General features: G+C 58.1%; 13 protein-coding genes and 2 pseudogenes. 10 read left to right on the forward strand and 5 right to left on the reverse strand.

The window, feature by feature from the left end; genetic code table 11:
- The first annotated feature begins 6 nt into the window (after window positions 1–6).
- On the forward strand, window positions 7–2,988 hold the full coding sequence (locus ACUN0E_RS02310; protein WP_445565502.1) for a Tn3 family transposase: 2,982 nt from the start codon (window positions 7–9) through the stop codon (window positions 2,986–2,988).
- Window positions 2,989–2,996: 8 nt separating this feature from the next.
- Here ACUN0E_RS02310 and ACUN0E_RS02315 read toward each other — a convergent pair.
- A pseudogene (locus ACUN0E_RS02315) lies at window positions 2,997–4,082 on the reverse strand (IS256 family transposase); the annotation flags it as partial.
- A gap of 624 nt (window positions 4,083–4,706) precedes the next feature.
- Here ACUN0E_RS02315 and ACUN0E_RS02320 point away from each other — a divergent pair.
- The 3 genes from ACUN0E_RS02320 to ACUN0E_RS02330 all read left to right on the forward strand — a co-directional run bounded on the left by ACUN0E_RS02320 (window position 4,707) and on the right by ACUN0E_RS02330 (window position 8,598).
- Window positions 4,707–5,759 carry a porin gene (locus tag ACUN0E_RS02320; RefSeq protein WP_121113628.1) on the forward strand — a complete coding sequence of 351 codons (1,053 nt, stop codon included), beginning with the start codon at window positions 4,707–4,709 and terminating at the stop codon, window positions 5,757–5,759.
- Between the two features lie 295 nt (window positions 5,760–6,054).
- Window positions 6,055–7,446, forward strand: coding sequence for an MFS transporter (locus ACUN0E_RS02325; RefSeq protein ID WP_121113630.1), 1,392 nt, complete (start codon window positions 6,055–6,057; stop codon window positions 7,444–7,446).
- A gap of 219 nt (window positions 7,447–7,665) precedes the next feature.
- Entirely contained in the window at window positions 7,666–8,598 is a 933-nt protein-coding gene (locus ACUN0E_RS02330) for a LysR substrate-binding domain-containing protein (protein WP_445565503.1), read from the forward strand.
- 73 nt (window positions 8,599–8,671) lie between these two features.
- On the opposite strand, the gene ACUN0E_RS02335 is transcribed toward ACUN0E_RS02330, so the two are convergent.
- On the reverse strand, window positions 8,672–9,610 hold the full coding sequence (locus tag ACUN0E_RS02335) for an oxidoreductase (protein ID WP_445565504.1): 939 nt from the start codon (window positions 9,608–9,610) through the stop codon (window positions 8,672–8,674).
- 81 nt (window positions 9,611–9,691) lie between these two features.
- Between ACUN0E_RS02335 and tnpA the strand changes: the two genes are divergently transcribed.
- The 4 genes from tnpA to ACUN0E_RS02355 are packed head-to-tail and all read left to right on the forward strand — an operon-like array spanning window position 9,692 to window position 12,535.
- Window positions 9,692–10,114 (forward strand): IS66 family insertion sequence element accessory protein TnpA, encoded by a 423-nt coding sequence (gene tnpA / locus ACUN0E_RS02340; protein ID WP_445565379.1) that lies wholly within the window; start codon window positions 9,692–9,694, stop codon window positions 10,112–10,114.
- Window positions 10,108–10,455, forward strand: a complete 348-nt coding sequence (gene tnpB, locus ACUN0E_RS02345; protein WP_445565378.1) for an IS66 family insertion sequence element accessory protein TnpB — start codon at window positions 10,108–10,110, stop codon at window positions 10,453–10,455. Before tnpA ends, tnpB begins: the two co-directional genes overlap by 7 nt.
- A 59-nt stretch (window positions 10,456–10,514) precedes the next feature.
- Entirely contained in the window at window positions 10,515–12,029 is a 1,515-nt protein-coding gene (gene tnpC, locus ACUN0E_RS02350; protein ID WP_445565413.1) for an IS66 family transposase, read from the forward strand.
- A 14-nt stretch (window positions 12,030–12,043) separates the two neighbouring features.
- On the forward strand, window positions 12,044–12,535 hold the full coding sequence (locus ACUN0E_RS02355; protein ID WP_445565412.1) for a hypothetical protein: 492 nt from the start codon (window positions 12,044–12,046) through the stop codon (window positions 12,533–12,535).
- A gap of 570 nt (window positions 12,536–13,105) precedes the next feature.
- On the opposite strand, the gene ACUN0E_RS02360 is transcribed toward ACUN0E_RS02355, so the two are convergent.
- Window positions 13,106–14,041, reverse strand: a complete 936-nt coding sequence (locus ACUN0E_RS02360) for an electron transfer flavoprotein subunit alpha/FixB family protein (RefSeq protein ID WP_445565505.1) — start codon at window positions 14,039–14,041, stop codon at window positions 13,106–13,108.
- A 23-nt stretch (window positions 14,042–14,064) separates the two neighbouring features.
- The gene (locus ACUN0E_RS02365) at window positions 14,065–14,814 is read right to left on the reverse strand and encodes an electron transfer flavoprotein subunit beta/FixA family protein (protein ID WP_445565506.1); all 750 of its coding nucleotides are present in this window, start codon (window positions 14,812–14,814) and stop codon (window positions 14,065–14,067) included.
- Between the two features lie 334 nt (window positions 14,815–15,148).
- On the opposite strand from ACUN0E_RS02365, the gene ACUN0E_RS02370 reads away from it, so the two are divergent.
- The gene (locus ACUN0E_RS02370) at window positions 15,149–15,772 is read left to right on the forward strand and encodes a hypothetical protein (RefSeq protein WP_445565507.1); all 624 of its coding nucleotides are present in this window, start codon (window positions 15,149–15,151) and stop codon (window positions 15,770–15,772) included.
- A 161-nt stretch (window positions 15,773–15,933) separates the two neighbouring features.
- Window positions 15,934–16,908, forward strand: coding sequence for an oxidoreductase (locus ACUN0E_RS02375; RefSeq protein ID WP_445565508.1), 975 nt, complete (start codon window positions 15,934–15,936; stop codon window positions 16,906–16,908).
- Between the two features lie 196 nt (window positions 16,909–17,104).
- On the opposite strand, the pseudogene ACUN0E_RS02380 reads toward ACUN0E_RS02375, so the two are convergent.
- Window positions 17,105–17,194 (reverse strand): annotated as a pseudogene (locus ACUN0E_RS02380) (SDR family NAD(P)-dependent oxidoreductase); the annotation flags it as partial.
- Window positions 17,195–17,272 lie beyond the last annotated feature (78 nt).

Consider the following 17,272-nt stretch of genomic DNA (forward strand, 5'->3'; position numbering starts at 1 on the left):
GCCGGCATGAACACTGTCCACGAGACCATCTATCCAGTGCTGCCTGCGGAACCCGGCGCGGCGGAGCTGAAAGCGGCGTTCACCCCAAGTGCCGCGGAAATCCGCTTCGTGCGCCGGCAATCCCGGCAGGAAGCCAGCGCGGTCCTGATCATGGTGCAGTTGAAGCTGCTGCAGCGTCTCGGTTACTTTCCGATGCTCGTGGATGTGGCGCCCGTCATTATCGATCACATCCGAAGTGCGATGCGGGCCCGCACGCTGTCCCGAGCGGCGATCGCGCGGTACGACGTGTCCGGCACCCGCATCCGTCACCAGAAGCTGCTGCGCCGCTGGCTCGACATCCGGGCGTTCGATGCGAGCGAGACAGCGTGGCTTACTGAACTCGCGTCGGCGGAAGTTCGGACAAAGATCGAACTACCCGATCTCATCAACGTGCTGATCGAGGAATTGGTCCGACGCCGGTATGAGCTGCCGCCACTGGCGACGCTGCAGCGCATCGCCACGCAGGCGCGCAACGATTTCAACGAAGCGATCTATGGGGCCATCGCCGGCGCACTCGATGCAACACTCATCGAACGGATCGACACGCTTCTCGTCGTCAAGGCCGGCAAGTCTGGTTGGGACGATCTGAAACAGGAGCCGAAGCGACCAGCCGCGCGGGCGATCGCCAGCTTCCTCAAACATATCAACGGGATCAGGAAACTGGCGGAAGGCTTGCCAGCGCCGCCCGCGATCCTGTCTGTCGGCAAGCGGGCCCAACTGGTCACCGAAGCGCGGGCGCTCGACGTCGCGGAACTGCGCTCACTCAAGACCGCGAAGTGTCATGCGCTTGCGGTACTGTTCATCCAGGCGCAGTTGCAGAAGGCGCTTGATGATATTGCCGAGATCTTCATCAAGGTGGTGCGCAAGCTGGAGTCCTACGCGAAGGTCCGGCTGCAAAAATATCAGCTCGAACACACCGACGTACTGGAGGGACTGGTCGGCCAGTTTCGGGACGTCCTGCAGATCCTTCAGGATGAAGAGGTATCGGAACGCGAACGGTTGCCGAAAATCCGCGAGACGCTCGGCGACCAGACCGAGGCGCTCGCGCAGTGTAACGAGCACATCGCCCATGCCGGACAGTTCGACCTGCCATTCATGCTCGTGCCGTACCGCAACCAGCGCGCGCTGCTGTTCCAGTGCCTGGACGGGCTGCCGCTGCGATCGAGTTCGCAGGACCGTGCGGTATTGGTCGCACTCGCGTGGCTACAAGGCTTTCGAAACGCGCACCGCGAATACCTGCTGCTGACGGAGAACGACCTCGCGAACCTGCCGCTAGACTGGCTTCCGGAAAAATGGGAGCGCGCGGTGTTCCCGCACGGCCGGGATAGCCGGATGCTGCACCGCCGGTTCTTCGAGCTGGGGGTCTTCAGCCAGATCATGCGGGAGCTAAATGCCGGCGATCTTTACGTCGAGGGTAGTGATCGCTTCGACGATTATCGGGTGCATCAGGTCTCTGATGAGGAATTCCGGCGTGAGCTGCCGCGCTACTGCGAGATCGTGGGCTTGCCCACGGACGGCAAGACCTTCGCGAAGGATCTGCGAGACAAGCTTAACGCGGCGCTCGACGAGACAGATGGGAATTTCCCGGCAAACGACAGCATCGAGTTTGTCGATCAGGAACTCGTCATTCACAAGCCGGGCAAGGAGCCCGAGCCGCCGAACCGCACGCTGATCGACCAGGCCATCACGGCGTCGATGCCGCAGATCAGCATCCTGGATCTACTCACCGAAACCGAGCAGTGGCTGGACCTGCATAAACTGTTTGGACCGCTGTCCGGGTTCGACGCGAAGATCGACGATCCGCGCAAGCGTTTCATCACGACGCTGTTCTGCTACGGCTGCAACCTGGGCCCCAGCCAAACGGCGCGCTCGGTGAAAGGGCTCAGCCGCAAACAGGTCGCCTGGCTGAACTTGAAACACATCACGGAGGAGCGGCTCGACAAGGCGAATGTGAAGGTGATCAACGCGTACAACCAGTTCGCGCTGCCGAAATACTGGGGCAGCGGCAAGCGCGCGTCGGCCGACGGCACCAAGTGGAGCCTGTACGAGCAGAACCTGCTGTCCGAGTATCACGTTCGCTATGGGGGATACGGCGGGATCGGCTACTATCACGTGTCCGACATGTACATCGCGCTGTTCAGTCACTTCATCCCGTGTGGCGTCCACGAAGCCGTCTACATTCTCGATGGGCTGATTCTGAACGGTGGCGACGTCAAGCCCGACACGATCCATGGCGATACGCAGGCACAAAGCGGTCCGGTCTTCGGTTTGTCGTACGTGGTGGGCATCAACCTGATGCCGCGCATACGCAACATCAAGGACCTCGTGCTGTACAAGGCGGACCGGCGTCGCAAGTACAAGCACATTGACAGCTTGTGCCGCCAGTCAATTGACTGGGCACTGATCGAACGGCACTATCTCGACATGATGCGCGTTGCGGTGTCGATCAAGGCAGGTAGGATGACGCCGTCGACGATCCTGCGCCGCCTCGGCTCGGAGAGCACGAAAAACAAGCTCTACTTCGCGTTCCGGGAGCTGGGGCGCGTGATCCGCACGCTGTTCCTGCTGAAATATCTGGATGACCCGGAGCTGCGTCGCACGATTCACGCTGCGACCAACAAGAGCGAGCAGTTCAACGACTTCGCGCAGTGGCTAATGTTCGGCGGCGAAGGCGTCATCGCCGAAAACGTCCGGCACGAGCAGCGCAAGGTAATCAAGTACAACCACCTCGTCGCGAACATGGTGATCCTGTACAACGTGCAGTGGATGTCGCGCAAGCTAAAGGAACTGCAGGAGAAGGGGCATCCGGTCGATGCCGAGGTGCTCAAGGTGCTGTCGCCGTACCGGCGGGAGCACATCAACCGGTTCGGGGACTATTTGCTGGATCTCCAGCGCCCCGTTCCACCGCTAGATTCGACCATCGATTTCGCATTTAAATCAGCAGCTTAGTCTGAGATGCGGCGGATTTTTAACGAATCCCGGTCAGGCCTCAATGTCGACTCAATCGCATTCGTCGTGCGCAAATGCTGCCAGTGCTCGGAGGGGAAGTCGTAGAACGCCAGCAGGCTCTCCCGGTCCTTCTTCAGCGTTTCGGTCGCCTTCGGATATTTCGCGGCGTAGACCGTCACGAAACGATCGAACGCGGCATACGCGTCGGCGCGCGTCGCGGCCATCCAGACCGCCTGCAGGTCGGCCTTCGCGCGCCCCTGTTGCGACTTCGGCAGCGCGTTGAGCACGTTGCCCATCTTGTGAAACCAGCAGCGCTGGCCGCGCGTTGCAGGAAACACTTCCTCCAGTGCGGCCCAGAAACCCATTGCGCCATCACCGACGGCCAGCAGCGGACCACCCTGCAAGCCTCGCGATTTCAGATCGAGCAGCGGCTCCTGCCAGGACGCCTTCGACTCGCGATACCCGTCGCCGATTACCACACGCTCCTTGCGTCCATCGGGTCTCACTCCGATGACCACGAGCAGGCACTGGCCGTCAGAGTTCTCGCGTCGCAGCCCGGTGTGAATGCCGTCAACCCACCAATACACGTAGCGCGACTTTGATAGGTCCTGCCGACTCCAGCTGGCGTGCTCGTCGGCCCATTGCGTTTTCAGCCGACTCACCACATTGGCCGACAAGCCTTTGGCGTCATCTCCCAGCAGCACGCTCAGCGCCTCGCTCATGTCGCCCGTCGAGATGCCCTTCAAATACAGCCACGGCAGCGCGGCACTCACGCGCGGCGACTTCCTCACGTACGGTGGCACAATCGATGAATTGAACTTCACACCTGATCCTGATCGATCGCGAACCTTCGGGACCTTCACCGCAATGGGGCCGGCCGCGGTCAGCACTTCGCGCTCCGGCAGATAGCCATTGCGCACCACAGCACGCTGTCCGTGCAGGGTCCTGACGTTCTCGAACCGCTCCAGCAGCGCCGGCAGCTCTGCTTCGATTACCTGCTGGATCACCTGCCGCGCTCCCTGCCGGACCAGTTCGTCCAGACCCAGAGCGGTTGCCGATAGACCTACGACTTCTTTTTCCGTAAACTTGCTCATGGTGGATGGTTTGTTGTTTGCTGGTTTCCGACTTCGACAATCAGATTCTGAGCGGAAGCCTCCACCGCGTTCAATCTCCCGCCTCAAATCCCCCATACATCAGATTCGAGCTTAGCTCTTTGTCGGTTTGTCGAGCGTGCTCGCGTAGCGGTAGCCCGGCATCGTGGCTCGGGGCGAGGATCCCGCTGGGGTCGCATTGTCAAGGTTCTGCAAGATAAAACGTGGGGTTTGTGCTGAGTTGCTGCGAGAAGCAAACGGGCATATATTTTCCCTACTGATTCTATTGGTTCTACCATTGATAGACGTGTTGGGGTGGAGCGATAACCCGTCGATCCTGAAGTGGTGACTCGGCCACATGTGGTGTCGCTAGCGCCATTGTCAGGTTCTCAGGACTCGTCTCTTGCTTTGCGACGATTCCGGCGCGTCTTGTCGCTACGACTTGATCGTGGCATCGGACTGCACGGGCGACGATGCGGAAGTCGGATTCTCAATGTAAATGGTTTTGACCAGTCTATTAAGTTAGAACAACGTATTAATTTATGGGCGGACCTGCCCGTACAGGTAAGAAGGATCAACACAACATGAAGAGAATTCATAGATCAGAGACGAGTCCTAGGAGGAGAGATGAAAACTGGAGTTGCCCGCGCTCTCGCTGCATCGGGTCTTCTTGCTGTCAGTGCACTATCGGACGCGCAGAGTAACGTGACCCTATACGGCGACGCTGATGCAGGTCTGTATTACCAGAGCAAGACGCCGAAAGACCAGGGGTCGACGTTTCAATTCATGGACAGCGGTATGTACAACTCCGATTTTGGTATTGAGGGTACTGAAGACCTTGGGGGCGGTATGCATGCGGGGTTCAAGCTGGAGAGCGGTTACCAGTCCTCGAATGGAGCGATCGGAAATTCCAATGGCGGCCTCTTCGGACGCAATGCCTACGTCGAGTTGGGAGGGAATTTTGGTACCGCCAGGGCAGGGGTGCAATATTCGCCCTTCTTTATGGCCGTGGTATATACGGACCCCCGCGGGTTCCCGGATCAAGCGAGCGGGCAGATACCGTATCTGAACAACTTTGGAATTGCCGGACTGTTTACCAGCGACGTAGTGACCTATACCACTCCCAGCCTCGCCGGTTTTGTTGGTTCTGTGATGTTCGGACCTGGTGGCGTTGCAGGCAACTTCAAGGCGGGGAAGCAGGAGTCGTTCTCTCTCAGGTACAAGGGTCGCGGCCTGGACGCGGAACTAGGTTATCTGGACATCAATGACGCGACTGGTGCGACAGCGCAACAGGGACGAATGGCCGGTGCGTCCTATACGTGGGCCGCACTTAAGGTTAGTGCAGCCATCGTTAACTACAGAATGCCCACTTCAACCGCGATTAGAAACGTGTATGTGTACAGCGGTGGTCTTTCGTACAATTTCACCCCTGCATTCATTGCAAATGCTGGTGTCTATTTCTCGCGCGATCAGGACAACAGCGCGAATAGGTCAACACTGGGTGGCTTGGGCGTCCTGTACCTCTTGTCGAAACGCACTAGTGTTTATGCCCAAATTGGAGTCGTCAACAATAAGGGAATCATGGGAACCGGTTTGAATTCGGAAGGAACCGGTACGTTATTTGGATTTCCCGCTGGCACAACGACAGGCGTCAACGTCGGGATAGATCACCGCTTCTAAATCGTCAAAAATGTTTGTGCGGATGGAGCGCTTCCGCGAGGAAATAAACACCGCGTTTAGGGGCAATATTTTGACTTCAATGGATAGTGTTTGAGTAAACATCATTGCTGATCTTCAGCACCCGATCGGAGTCAGCCGGCTGCGCGTGATGCGTTTGTCGAACGAATGGTGCCTCGGGTGCGTGCGGGTTAACAAAAAATCCAAGTCGGTACGGTATTAAATCTGTAGAAGGGGATGCGCACTCCTTCAACGGTGAACCGCATGCCATAGCGAATTCAATTGAGGAGGTATCTTCATGTCAAGTAACCAGACGAGTGCACCATACAGTGCGGGGAAAGCGTGGTTCGTCACCTGGACTTTGTGCTTTCTTTATGCGTTATCCTTCGTGGACCGACTCGTACCCTCTCTTCTTGTGCAACCCATTACTACGCACCTGCACATCAGCGATGGTCAGATGGGGGCCATGTTTGGCGCCGGATTTGGCGTGCTCTACGCCATTATTGCGATTCCAGTTGCACATTTAGTTGACAATCACAACCGGATTCGGATCCTGTCGATCGGCGTTCTGTTGTGGAGTATATGTACGATTGCTTCCGGGTTTGCGACCAGCTACTGGCATCTGGTGGCCTGCCGATCTGGCGTTGCAGTGGGCGAGGCCGTCTTGTCCCCTGCGGCGATTTCGCTGATAGGCGATATGTTTATTCGCCAGAAACGCACGCTCCCCACGGGCCTCTTTATGGCGACTGCCTCCGTGAGTAGCGGTACGTTTATAGTCGCTGGAGCCGCTTACCGGCTTTCGCAGAATCTTGCATCCGGCGGGGGTATGCAGCCATGGCAACTGACGTTCATGATTGTTGGCTTACCAGGCGTCATACTGGCTCTCCTGCTGTTAAGCGCGAGAGAGCCGGAGCGCATCCAGCAACACGACGATCAGAAGCAGTATGCAACTGTAGCCCAAGCCTTTGCTTATATCCGAAGCGAGAAGCGACTCTTTGGGTTTCTGTGCCTTGCTATGTGCGTGTTTACCGCACCCGCCTACGCGGTGCTCAGTTGGGCGCCAACGTTGCTGGTGCGCGGATATGGCATGTCGCCTGCAGAGGCTGGATATACGTATGGCACAACCGCACTGATTGGCGTTGTTGGGGCGATATTCTGGCCGTCGCTCGCCGGTTACTTCCTGCGTCGAAATCAGCCGTCGATGATCGCCGTCGCATTGGCCATCGGTATTCCCGTGGGACTTATCGGAATGGGATTGATAGGCGTAGCATCAACGGTTACCGGCGTATTGGTGGCGGTTGCCATCTTCACGTTGGGCGGGTCGAGCTGCTATGTTCTTTATGCGGTGATCATTCAAACCGTGGCGCCCTCTAATGTCCGCGCACGATTGATGGCGGCAATGATGGGGGCTGGCAATCTCGTCGGATTGGTGGTGGGTCCCTCGTTGGCGGCGTGGTTGGCAAATCATTATTTCTCGGGTCCGCGTGCCTACGGCGCCGCTTTTTCATTGATAGGGTTCACCGCAACGCCAGTTGTTCTGATTTTGCTGTTGATCGCGCGTGGGCGCTTCGCCAGCGCGTATAAGCTTGCTGCAGAAAGCGAAGCAAGGGCGCTATCCGTGCTGAACGCCCAACGTGCGTCAATGGGTACCCAAGGAGAAATGGCGTGCCAGGCGGATCCCGCCGATTGAAAATGCCGTGGCAAGCGAAGTTCTGCCTAGGTTTGGAGATAATTCCGTTTCATGTGAGCGGTTACCCGATGAGTGTTTTCTGGCCTTTATTCGACCGGCTTGATGGATCTCGCATAGTGCTTTTGTGTGTGCCGCGCCTCAGACGTTCAGCGCTGAATCACAACTCCGACAAGCCTGCGCCAGGTACCATGCGAGCCACTGTATGAGGGGATTGCTGCCATGACGCAACACTTCGATCTGACGGATATCCGCCTGTTCGTCAATATTGCAGATTGCTTGAGTTTAACCCGCGGTGCCGAGCGCGCTCATATGTCGGTTCCAGCGGCGAGCGTACGTATCAGGAACCTCGAGGAAACCGTCGGCACCAAGCTGCTAAAAAGGGGGCCGCGCGGGGTCACGTTAACGGCGCCGGGGCAAGCTTTCGTTCACCATGCCCGTTTGATCATGCATCAACTCGAAGGGCTCTGGGAGGATCTTCGTGACTATACAGAAGGCGTTAAAGGTCATCTTCGCCTGTCCGCCACTACCACGGCGATGGCTGAGTTTCTCCCGCCCGTGCTGCGTGGTTTTCTCTCGAATCATCCAGATGTGAGCGTTGAACTTCGCGAGCGATCGTCCGGCGACATTGTTCGCGCACTGACAGAATTGCGGATCGACATCGGGATCGTCGCGGGTCGCGTTAATACCGAGGGTCTGGCAGTCATGCCGTACCGGAGTGATCGATTGGTGCTTGTCACCCCAATCGACCACTCCTTAGCGGGTGGTGAAAATGCCCGCTTTATCGAGACATTGGATTTCGACCATGTTGGTTTGCATGAAGCGGCGGCGATTCACTCATTCGTACAGTCGCATGCGCAAGAACTCAACCGGTCGGTTCGCCTACGGATTCAGGTCGGCAATTTTGAAGCTGCCTGCCGCATGATTGAGGCGAATGTCGGAATTGGTATCCTGCCAGCCTCGGCAGCCAACCGCCATCAGAACAATATGAGCATCCGGGTTGTACCATTGAAAGACGAATGGGCAGTTCGGCACTTGAAGGTGTGCGCGCGGAGCTTTCATAACCTCCCGCCTTTTGCCGTCGATCTGATCGAACAGTTGCGGATGGATGCCGGGAACTGCGCCGCGACGCCCGAATTCGCGTGCCTTCTTTGAACAGAACGCACTGAGTTCGAGTGTAAATCGGCTGGCGAAACCGAAAAGACCAACGGCAAAGGACCGCAATTATTCAGGGACGGATGAGTGCCTTCGCAGCATTAGTTTCGTTCGCGATAAATTGGGAGAATGCATGTCGGGGATCCAGACTCAGGTCCGGTGCTAGTCCGTCTCCGAGTCGCAACAACTGACTCGCATACCAGCCCTGTAGGAATGCGCTCAAGGACTGACCATCCCGATTTTGAGCGTCGGCGTACTTGATAACGAAGGCGCGTTCATGGGCCGGCAATTCATCTATTTGGCCCAGCAATAGAGTTGCAGCGGATTCCGATGCCGTGATGAACGGCCGGCCAACGCCGACCATATCCAGCGCGTCGCTCCGAAGGGCGTTCTCCATAGCCAGACGGGAGCGAAACCCACCCGTGACCATCAGGGGTCCAGGAAAAGCCGGACGCAGGAGATCGGCCTGTTCAAGAAAATAGGCTTCGCGCCGCAGTGTGGATGCTTCCTTAGTCAATCCCAACATGCTTGTCTGCTCGTACGTGCCGCCTGACAATTCAAGCAAATCTACGCCGTCCGTATGTAGCCAGCTCACGACTTGCACGCATTCATCCGGAGTGAAGCCGCCTTGCTGAAAGTCGGATGAATTTAGCTTGACCGCGACCGGGAAATCCGTTCCGACTGCCCGGCGAACCGAACGGACAATGGACCGTAGCAGTCGCGCGCGATTTTCCAATGAACCTCCCCAGTCGTCATCGCGGCGGTTGGCCAGCGGATTCAGAAACTGTGAAAGTAGGTAGCCGTGCGCGGCATGCACCTGCACACCTGTGAATCCAGTTTCTCGGGCGATAGTGGCGACGTGTGCGAACCGATCGATGACGTCCGCGATGTCTGCCTCGGTCATAGCTCGAGGTTTCGCGAATCCGGGGCGGCTGAGTGCGACCGCGGAGGGGGCGGGCGCGACGGGGCTGAGGACTGACGGAGCTTGTCTGCCAGGATGGTTAATTTGCATCGTAAGCGTCAGCGGATCCCGTCTTGAATCGCGACTTCCCGAATGTGAAGGTGATGCTTTCGTGAGAACGAGGGCAATGCGATGGAAGACGAGAACATTAAGGCTGCAACGGCGATGGGTACGCGTCGCCCACGGCAAGGGGAAGCGTTCTGGGGCGAAATGGTCACCACCTGGAAAGCGAGCGGTGTCGGCGCTCGGCGGTTTTGCCGAGAACAGGGTCTGGCGGTAAGCACCTTCAGCCTGTGGCGCAAGAAGCTCTCAAGCCCGGTCAGAGAGATTAAACAGCCACTCGCGGTTACTGCGGATGCCGCATTCATCGGTTCCAATCTGGATGGTGAACTGGCTTCCTCAAGGCCGCTTGTTGCAACGCCGGCGGCGGATGTATCGCCGTCGCGTGACGGGGTGACGCTCTCGCTCGCTGGCGTTCGTATCGAACTGAGCGGCGTTCACGCCGAGCGCATCGTGCGATATGTGCTCGGGCAGCTCGGAGGTGGTCGGTGCTGATTACCTCGGACGTTCGCGCTTACATTTGTCGCGACCCGGTCGACATGCGCAAGGCGATCGATGGGCTGTCTTATCTCGTCGAGCCGCTACTTGCTCAGAAGCCTGCATCGGGCAACCTGTTCGTTTTCGTGGCGCGAGACCGCTCCAAAGTGAAGATTCTTTATTGGGACCGGACCGGTTTCGCGCTTTGGTATAAGCGTCTCGAAAGAGGCCGTTTCCCGTCACCCTCATTACTCGCTCAGCGCGGCTTCACGCTCGCGGAACTCAACGCATGGCTCGAAGGCATCGAGATCCCGGCGCGAGAGCCACACCGCACCGTGGCAGTGACGCGCGTGGCATGAGGTGCTCCAGCGCGGCCCCGAGCTTGTAAACGTGGCTTGAGTTAGGCATCATGGAGCACATGCCACCCAACGCCGTCACTGTCGCGGATCTTCCCGTCGAGCCCGATGCGCTGCAAGCATTCGCGCTTGAACAGAACCGGCTCGCACGGGTGTTGTGGGAGCAGTTGGAAATCCTTCAGTATCAGATCGCGCAGTTGAACCGTGCGCGCTTTGGCGTGAGCTCCGAGCGCCTGGCGGGCCAAGCCGAGCTGTTCGACGCCGCAACCGATATCCCGGCACCGCCGGCGGTCGACGCCATTCCCGTAGGGAGTCACACCCGTAAAGGGCGTCCGGCGCTACCGAAGGACCTGCCGCGCACACGCATCGAATACGATCTGAGCGACGAACAGAAGATGGCGTTCGATACGCTTGCACGGATCGGCGAAGAGCGCAGCGAGACGCTGCATTACGAGCCGTCCAGGCTCACCGTCATTGAGCACATCCGCTTCAAATACGTGGCGAAGAAGGATGGCGAATCGACCATCGTGACCGCAAGCGCTCAGCCGTCGCCGCTGCCAAAGAGCAATGCGAGCGCGAGCCTGCTCGCCAATGTCCTGGTCAATACCTATGTCGATCATCTGCCGTTGAATCGACAGGAAATGCGCTACGCGCGCCGTGGTGTGTACTTGCCACGCGCTACGTTGTGCGAATGGAAGCTGGCATCTGCTGAGCTGCTCTCGGTACTGCTGCCTGGTTTGCGCGCTCACCAGTTGAAGGCGCCGCGCATGCACGTGGATGACACGACGCTACCTCTGCTTGAGCGAGGGCACCCATCAACGCGCACAGCACGATTATGGGGTTATCTGGGCGCGGGCCAGCGCAACGAGAACGGCGTCTGGGTCGACCACCCGCCAGCGGTCGTGTTCGAGTTCGCTGAGTCACGCGCGGGCGCGCATCCGCTGCTGTACCTGAATAAATACAAAGGCTATCTGCAAGCCGACGCGTACAGCGGTCATGGCGCGCTTTACGCGCGAGGTGACATTATTGAGGTCGGATGCTGGGCTCATTGCCGTCGACGGTTCTTCGAAATTGCCAAGGCTCAGAAAGACCCCGGCCTCGCGGCGCAGGCACTGCAGTGGATCGCCAAGCTATATGCGATTGAATCACGTGTCAAAGACCAAACCCCGGACATCAAACTTGCAGCACGGCAAGCGCAGACGTTGCCGGTGTTGGCACAGTTTCGTCAATGGCTAGAGGCAAACAGCATCGGTTTGCCCGCGCAAGCCCCGCTCGGCAAGGCCTTCGGTTATGCGTTGCGACATTGGGAGGCGCTTGTCCGATATACAGAGAACGGCGTCCTGTTGCCAGACAACAATGCGCTTGAGCGCCAAATCAGACCGATTGCCCTCGGAAGGTCGAACTGGCTGTTCGCGGGGTCTCCACGAGGTGCGCGTGCGGCGGCAACAATGTATTCACTCCTTGGGACCGCTCGCCTTAACGGTATCGAACCCTATGCGTGGCTCGAACGAACACTTGAGAAACTGCCGTCGTATCCCGTCAATCGCGTGCACGAGCTCTTGCCGCTCGCCCGTTAAAACACCTCTACATCATGGACATTCTGGATTCGCTTCGGCAGGCGCCTAGTGCCGAACTCTATCGCCTCTATCTTGCTATCGGCAAAATGCTTGATGACCCCCGACGTATTCTCGAAATACGTCAACGCCTGCACCTGGGGATGGCCGTCAACTACATCGGCGACAACCCGCTTGGACCACCGGCGCAAGGCACCATAGTCGAACTTCGTCAAACACAGGCTGCAGTTCAGGATAGCGCGACTCGACGCCGTTGGGGCGTGCACTATGCAGCGATCATCCCAGAAACTTCCAGTGCTCAGCCTCACGTCGAACCGACACCACCGCCGAGAACGCAGCGTGAAGAATTCTTCATCGGCGACACAGTCGGCTTCACCGACAAGCACCTAAGCGAGCGCGTCGGAATCGTCGTGAGGCTGAATGCCAAGACCGCATCGGTCGCCGTCAATGACACCGATGGCCACTGGCGCGTTTCGTACTCTCTATTGCGAAAGATCGTCGACATTTAGCCGCGAAAACTGCCCTAACGGGTTGTGCTGACGGATACTTTGCATCCACAAGTGGTTGCCGCCGCACGTGCCGGCGATCGCGTAGGCGCGGAGCGCATCCAGTCCGTCGTTGCCGTCGATCGCGACGTTACCCGGCCTCTCAAGGTAACGTCGATCGACTTGCACATTGCCCGTGATCAACAGTGCGGCCCCGCTGAGGGACCAAGGCCTGTAAAGGCGGCAGTGCCGCTCGGTAGCTCGGTTGTACCCGTCGCTAAGCCCCTCTGTTAGAGCGGCTTTGGCCAGACGGTTTGACAATATTGCGCCGCAGGGAAGGCGAAGTGGTGTGCCGAGTCGATTCGCTGTTTGCATCCTGTCCTGCATATAAAATCCTTCGTTTGGTTAACGAATCTCGGCGGGGGAGCCCGCTCGGGCGGCGCTCGCCCCTGAGGGTGTAACTGGGCCCCGTACCATCCATGCGGACGCCGTGATTTTGTTGGGCTACTCGGCGCTGACGTTCAACGGCAATCGCATCTAATATCACTATCCCTACGTGACGGAGGTCGCGGGTTAAATGCTGAGTTTGTCCGGTCACTCGAGTTGGGCGGCTAGGTCTGGAACAACCGTAAAAAGATCACCGACGAGGCCGTAGTCAGCGACGCTGAAAATCGGCGCTTCCGGGTCCTTGTTGATCGCGACAATCACCTTCGAGTCCTTCATGCCGGCCAGATGCTGGATCGCACCCGAGATGCCGACGGCCACATACAGTTGCGGCGCGACGATCTTGCCGGTCTGACCGACCTGATAGTCGTTCGGCACGAAGCCCGCATCGACCGCTGCACGCGATGCGCCCAGCGCTGCGTTCAGCTTGTCGGCCAGCGGCTCGAGAACCTTCGTGTAGTTCTCGCCGTTGCCGAGACCGCGGCCACCCGAGACGATGATCTTCGCCGAGGTCAGTTCCGGACGGTCCAGCTTCGTGACTTCACGGCTGACGAACTGCGACAGACCGCTGCCGGCTGCGGCTTCGATCTTCTCGACCGTTGCGCTGCCGCCAACGGCCGCCACCGGGTCGAAACCGGTCGTGCGGACCGTGATGACCTTGATCGGATCCTGGGATTGAACCGTTGCAATCGCGTTGCCTGCGTAGATCGGACGCTCGAACGTGTCCGCGCTATCTACAGCCGTGATGTCGCTGATCTGCGCGACGTCCAGCTTCGCGGCGATACGCGGCGCGATGTTCTTGCCGTAAGCCGTCGCCGGCGTGAGGATGTGCGAATAGTCCTTCGCGATGTTCAGCACCGTCGCTTCGACGTTTTCGGCCAGCCCTGCTTCGAGTTGCGGCGCGTCGGCCAGCAACACCTTCGAAACACCTGCGATCTTCGCTGCGGCATCGGCCGCAGCTTGTGCGTTGTGACCTGCCACCAGCACGTGAATATCACCACCGATCTTCTGCGCCGCTGCGATCGTGTTCAGCGTCGCGGCCTTGATCGACGCGTTATCGTGTTCTGCAATTACCAGATTCGTCATTTCGTCCGTCTCCTGCGTTGTCCTTAGAGCACCTTGGCTTCGGTCTTCAGCTTCTCGACCAGCGTCTTCACATCCGGCACCTTCACACCGGCAGAGCGCTTCGGCGGCTCGACAACCTTCAGCGTCTTCAGACGCGGCGTAACGTCGACACCCAGGTCTTCCGGCTTGACGATTTCCAGCGGCTTCTTCTTCGCCTTCATGATGTTCGGCAGCGTCACGTAGCGCGGCTCGTTCAGACGCAGATCGGTCGTGATCACAGCCGGCAAGCTCAGCGACAGCGTTTCGGCACCACCGTCCACTTCACGCGACACCGTAGCCTTACCGTCGGCCACAACCACCTTCGAGGCGAACGTGGCTTGCGGCAGGTTCGCCAGCGCAGCCAGCATCTGGCCGGTCTGGTTCGAATCGTCGTCGATGGCCTGCTTGCCCAGAATGACCAGCCCAGGCTGTTCCTTGTCGACCAGCGCCTTGAGCAGCTTGGCAACGGCCAGCGGCTGCAGTTCTTCGTTCGACTCGATCAGGATCGCACGGTCCGCACCGATCGCGAGCGCTGTACGCAGCGTTTCCTGCGCTTGCGTCACGCCGGCCGACACGGCGATCACTTCTGTCGCCACGCCTGCTTCGCGCAGACGAACGGCTTCTTCAACCGCGATTTCGTCGAACGGATTCATCGACATCTTCACGTTCGCGATGTCGACGCCCGTGCCGTCCGACTTCACACTGACTTTTATATTTGAGTCGTTCACCCTCTTCACAGCCACCAAAAGCTTCACTCGTGTTCTCCTCACTATCATGGCGGCCCGCACGCATGCGCGGGTTCTTCAACTGTCGCAGAGTTCGGCACTTTGAGGAATCGCGAATTTCATAAGTCAAGGTTCTCGCCAGGTTAACCTTCAATGTCATCTTGGCCGCAGCTTTGGCTCGCCGGCCGACTGCACGCCACCACGCACCTGCGGAGAGTGCTACGCAAGCGCGGAAGCAGAGTTAAGGATTTGAAAAGTCTTACTTCATCAAATCCTAATTGAATGTCCCACCAGGGCGGCGCATCCTGAGATCGACTATACGAATTGCCACCGGAAGGTGTGACCAATCAACTGGAGACGCGCGATGAGAAATTATGATTTTTTGAACGAAAAGAAGCTGAAGATGCCCGAAAGTTTGCGAAGGGTTGATGAACTTCTTGCAACCGATGCTCTCTCACCGTTGCAACGGCAGATGCTCCTGAACTATCAACGTCATTCACGCGCGGAGAATAGTGGAAACTGGGAGCAAATTTTTGATCCGGGGATGATGGTTGACGACCCACTATATATTCTTCGCTTTAAGAATCAGAGAGTTGAAGTCAGGGGTACAGTGGCTTTGAAGGAATACTATAGAAAGATCGCCGAAAGCTCGCCGGTCATTTACCAGCACGACCAGGAGATTCATCTGTCTGCGACATCGTTCACCACCTTCTCCACATCCATCAACTTTGTAACGGGGCAGCAAATCCTCGCAATGGGCGAGAAGTGCGACGACCCTGAGGGCTTCTATGCTCGGGCGAAGACAGCACTCACGTTCTGGCCGTTTGATGAACGTGGGCAACTCAGGGGGGAGTTTGGTGGAGAACTAGGCGCAGCGACGAATATTCAGATTCCTGAGCGCCTGTTTATCACTCCGGCGGAAGCGCGCGAAACCCTGACGCCATTGATTCGGCCTCTGCCCGCTTTCGAACCCGGCGTCGAGGCGTGAGCCAAATCTGAACGAACAGGAGGCCGACGTAATGGACGACGCGCGCGCAATTCCGGTTCGCCCCCGCCACGTTCGGAGCAACGAACCGTCTTTCATCCGCTGGGTGGAAACCTTCACGGCCGCGACGTGCGTGCGCAGAGTCCTTTGGGAGTTAAGCGAAAGTGACAACTATTCAAGCGCCTATTCACTCGGGTTTCGGGGGAAGGACCACCGCCCAGGAAGCACTGGACGGGCAAGACCTTGGCGGGAAGACCGCGATCGTAACAGGAGGTTATTCCGGCATCGGCCTGGAGACGACGCGAGCTTTGGCCGATGCAGGAGCGACGGTCATTGTTCCTGCGCGTAGGCCGGATCACGCGCGGATTGTGCTTCGGGATGTTCCGCGAGTCGAGGTTGGCGAACTCGATCTGTCAGACGGCGGATCGATCGATGCTTTTGCTCGAGGTTTCATTGAAAGAGGCCGCAGCCTGAACATTCTCATCGATAGCGCAGGGGTTATGGCAACACCATTGCAACGCGATGCGCGTGGCTACGAATTGCAGTTCGCTACAAATCATTTAGGACATTTTCAGCTTGCCGCGCGCCTTTGGCCGTCCCTACGTTCCGGGGGAGAGGCACGGGTCGTATCGGTTTCCTCACGGGCGCATCGCAGGGGCGGCGTGAATTTCGAGGATCCAAATTTCAAACGCCGGGAGTATCGCAAGTGGGATGCATATGCTCAGGCCAAGTCTGCCAACGCACTCTTTGCGGTCGCTATGGATGCGCGCGGTGAGGCGTACGGCCTTCGCGCATTTTCTTTGCATCCTGGATTCATCGCCACGGATTTGAGCCGACACCTATCTGGCGACGAAATGCTTGCAATGGGATTTCGTGACATGCATGGCAACATACCGGCCGAGAAGGCTCATCTCTACAAGACCGTCGAACAAGGCGCCGCGACAAGCGTCTGGTGCGCTACGAGCAAACTGCTAGACGGCCTCGGTGGGGTCTACTGCGAGGATGTCGACGTCGCCGAGATCGTTCATCCGGATGCAAAACGGGAGTCTGGAGTGCGGCCTTGGGCAATTGATGCGGATCTTGCCGAACGGCTTTGGATCTTGAGCGAAGGGCTAACGGGGGTAGCATTTAACATTTAAAGTTGGCTTCGGCGTCGTAAGCGAACCAGATACAGGTTGTGCCCGCGAACTGCGTCGGCGCGGCTTCGTTACTACACGGCTTCGTTAATGGAGAGCCGAATCAGCTAGTTCATCGACTCTCCGTCGCATCCGCACGGACTCCCTCTCTCTTCAAATCCGTGGGCCGAGTATGCGTCCAGGATCAGGCATTCATGCCGCCATCCGCGGCCAGACGTTTCGCGATTTCCGCACCGATGCCGCGTGAACCACCGGTAACGATTGCCACTTTTTGAGCTAACTTAGACATGTATTTCCTGAAGTTTCCGTGAGCGATTCACCGCGTCACTAAGCCGGTTGATGATTCATTGCCTGTTATCCTTGTCCG

This window comes from Paraburkholderia sp. D1E, assembly GCF_052682275.1.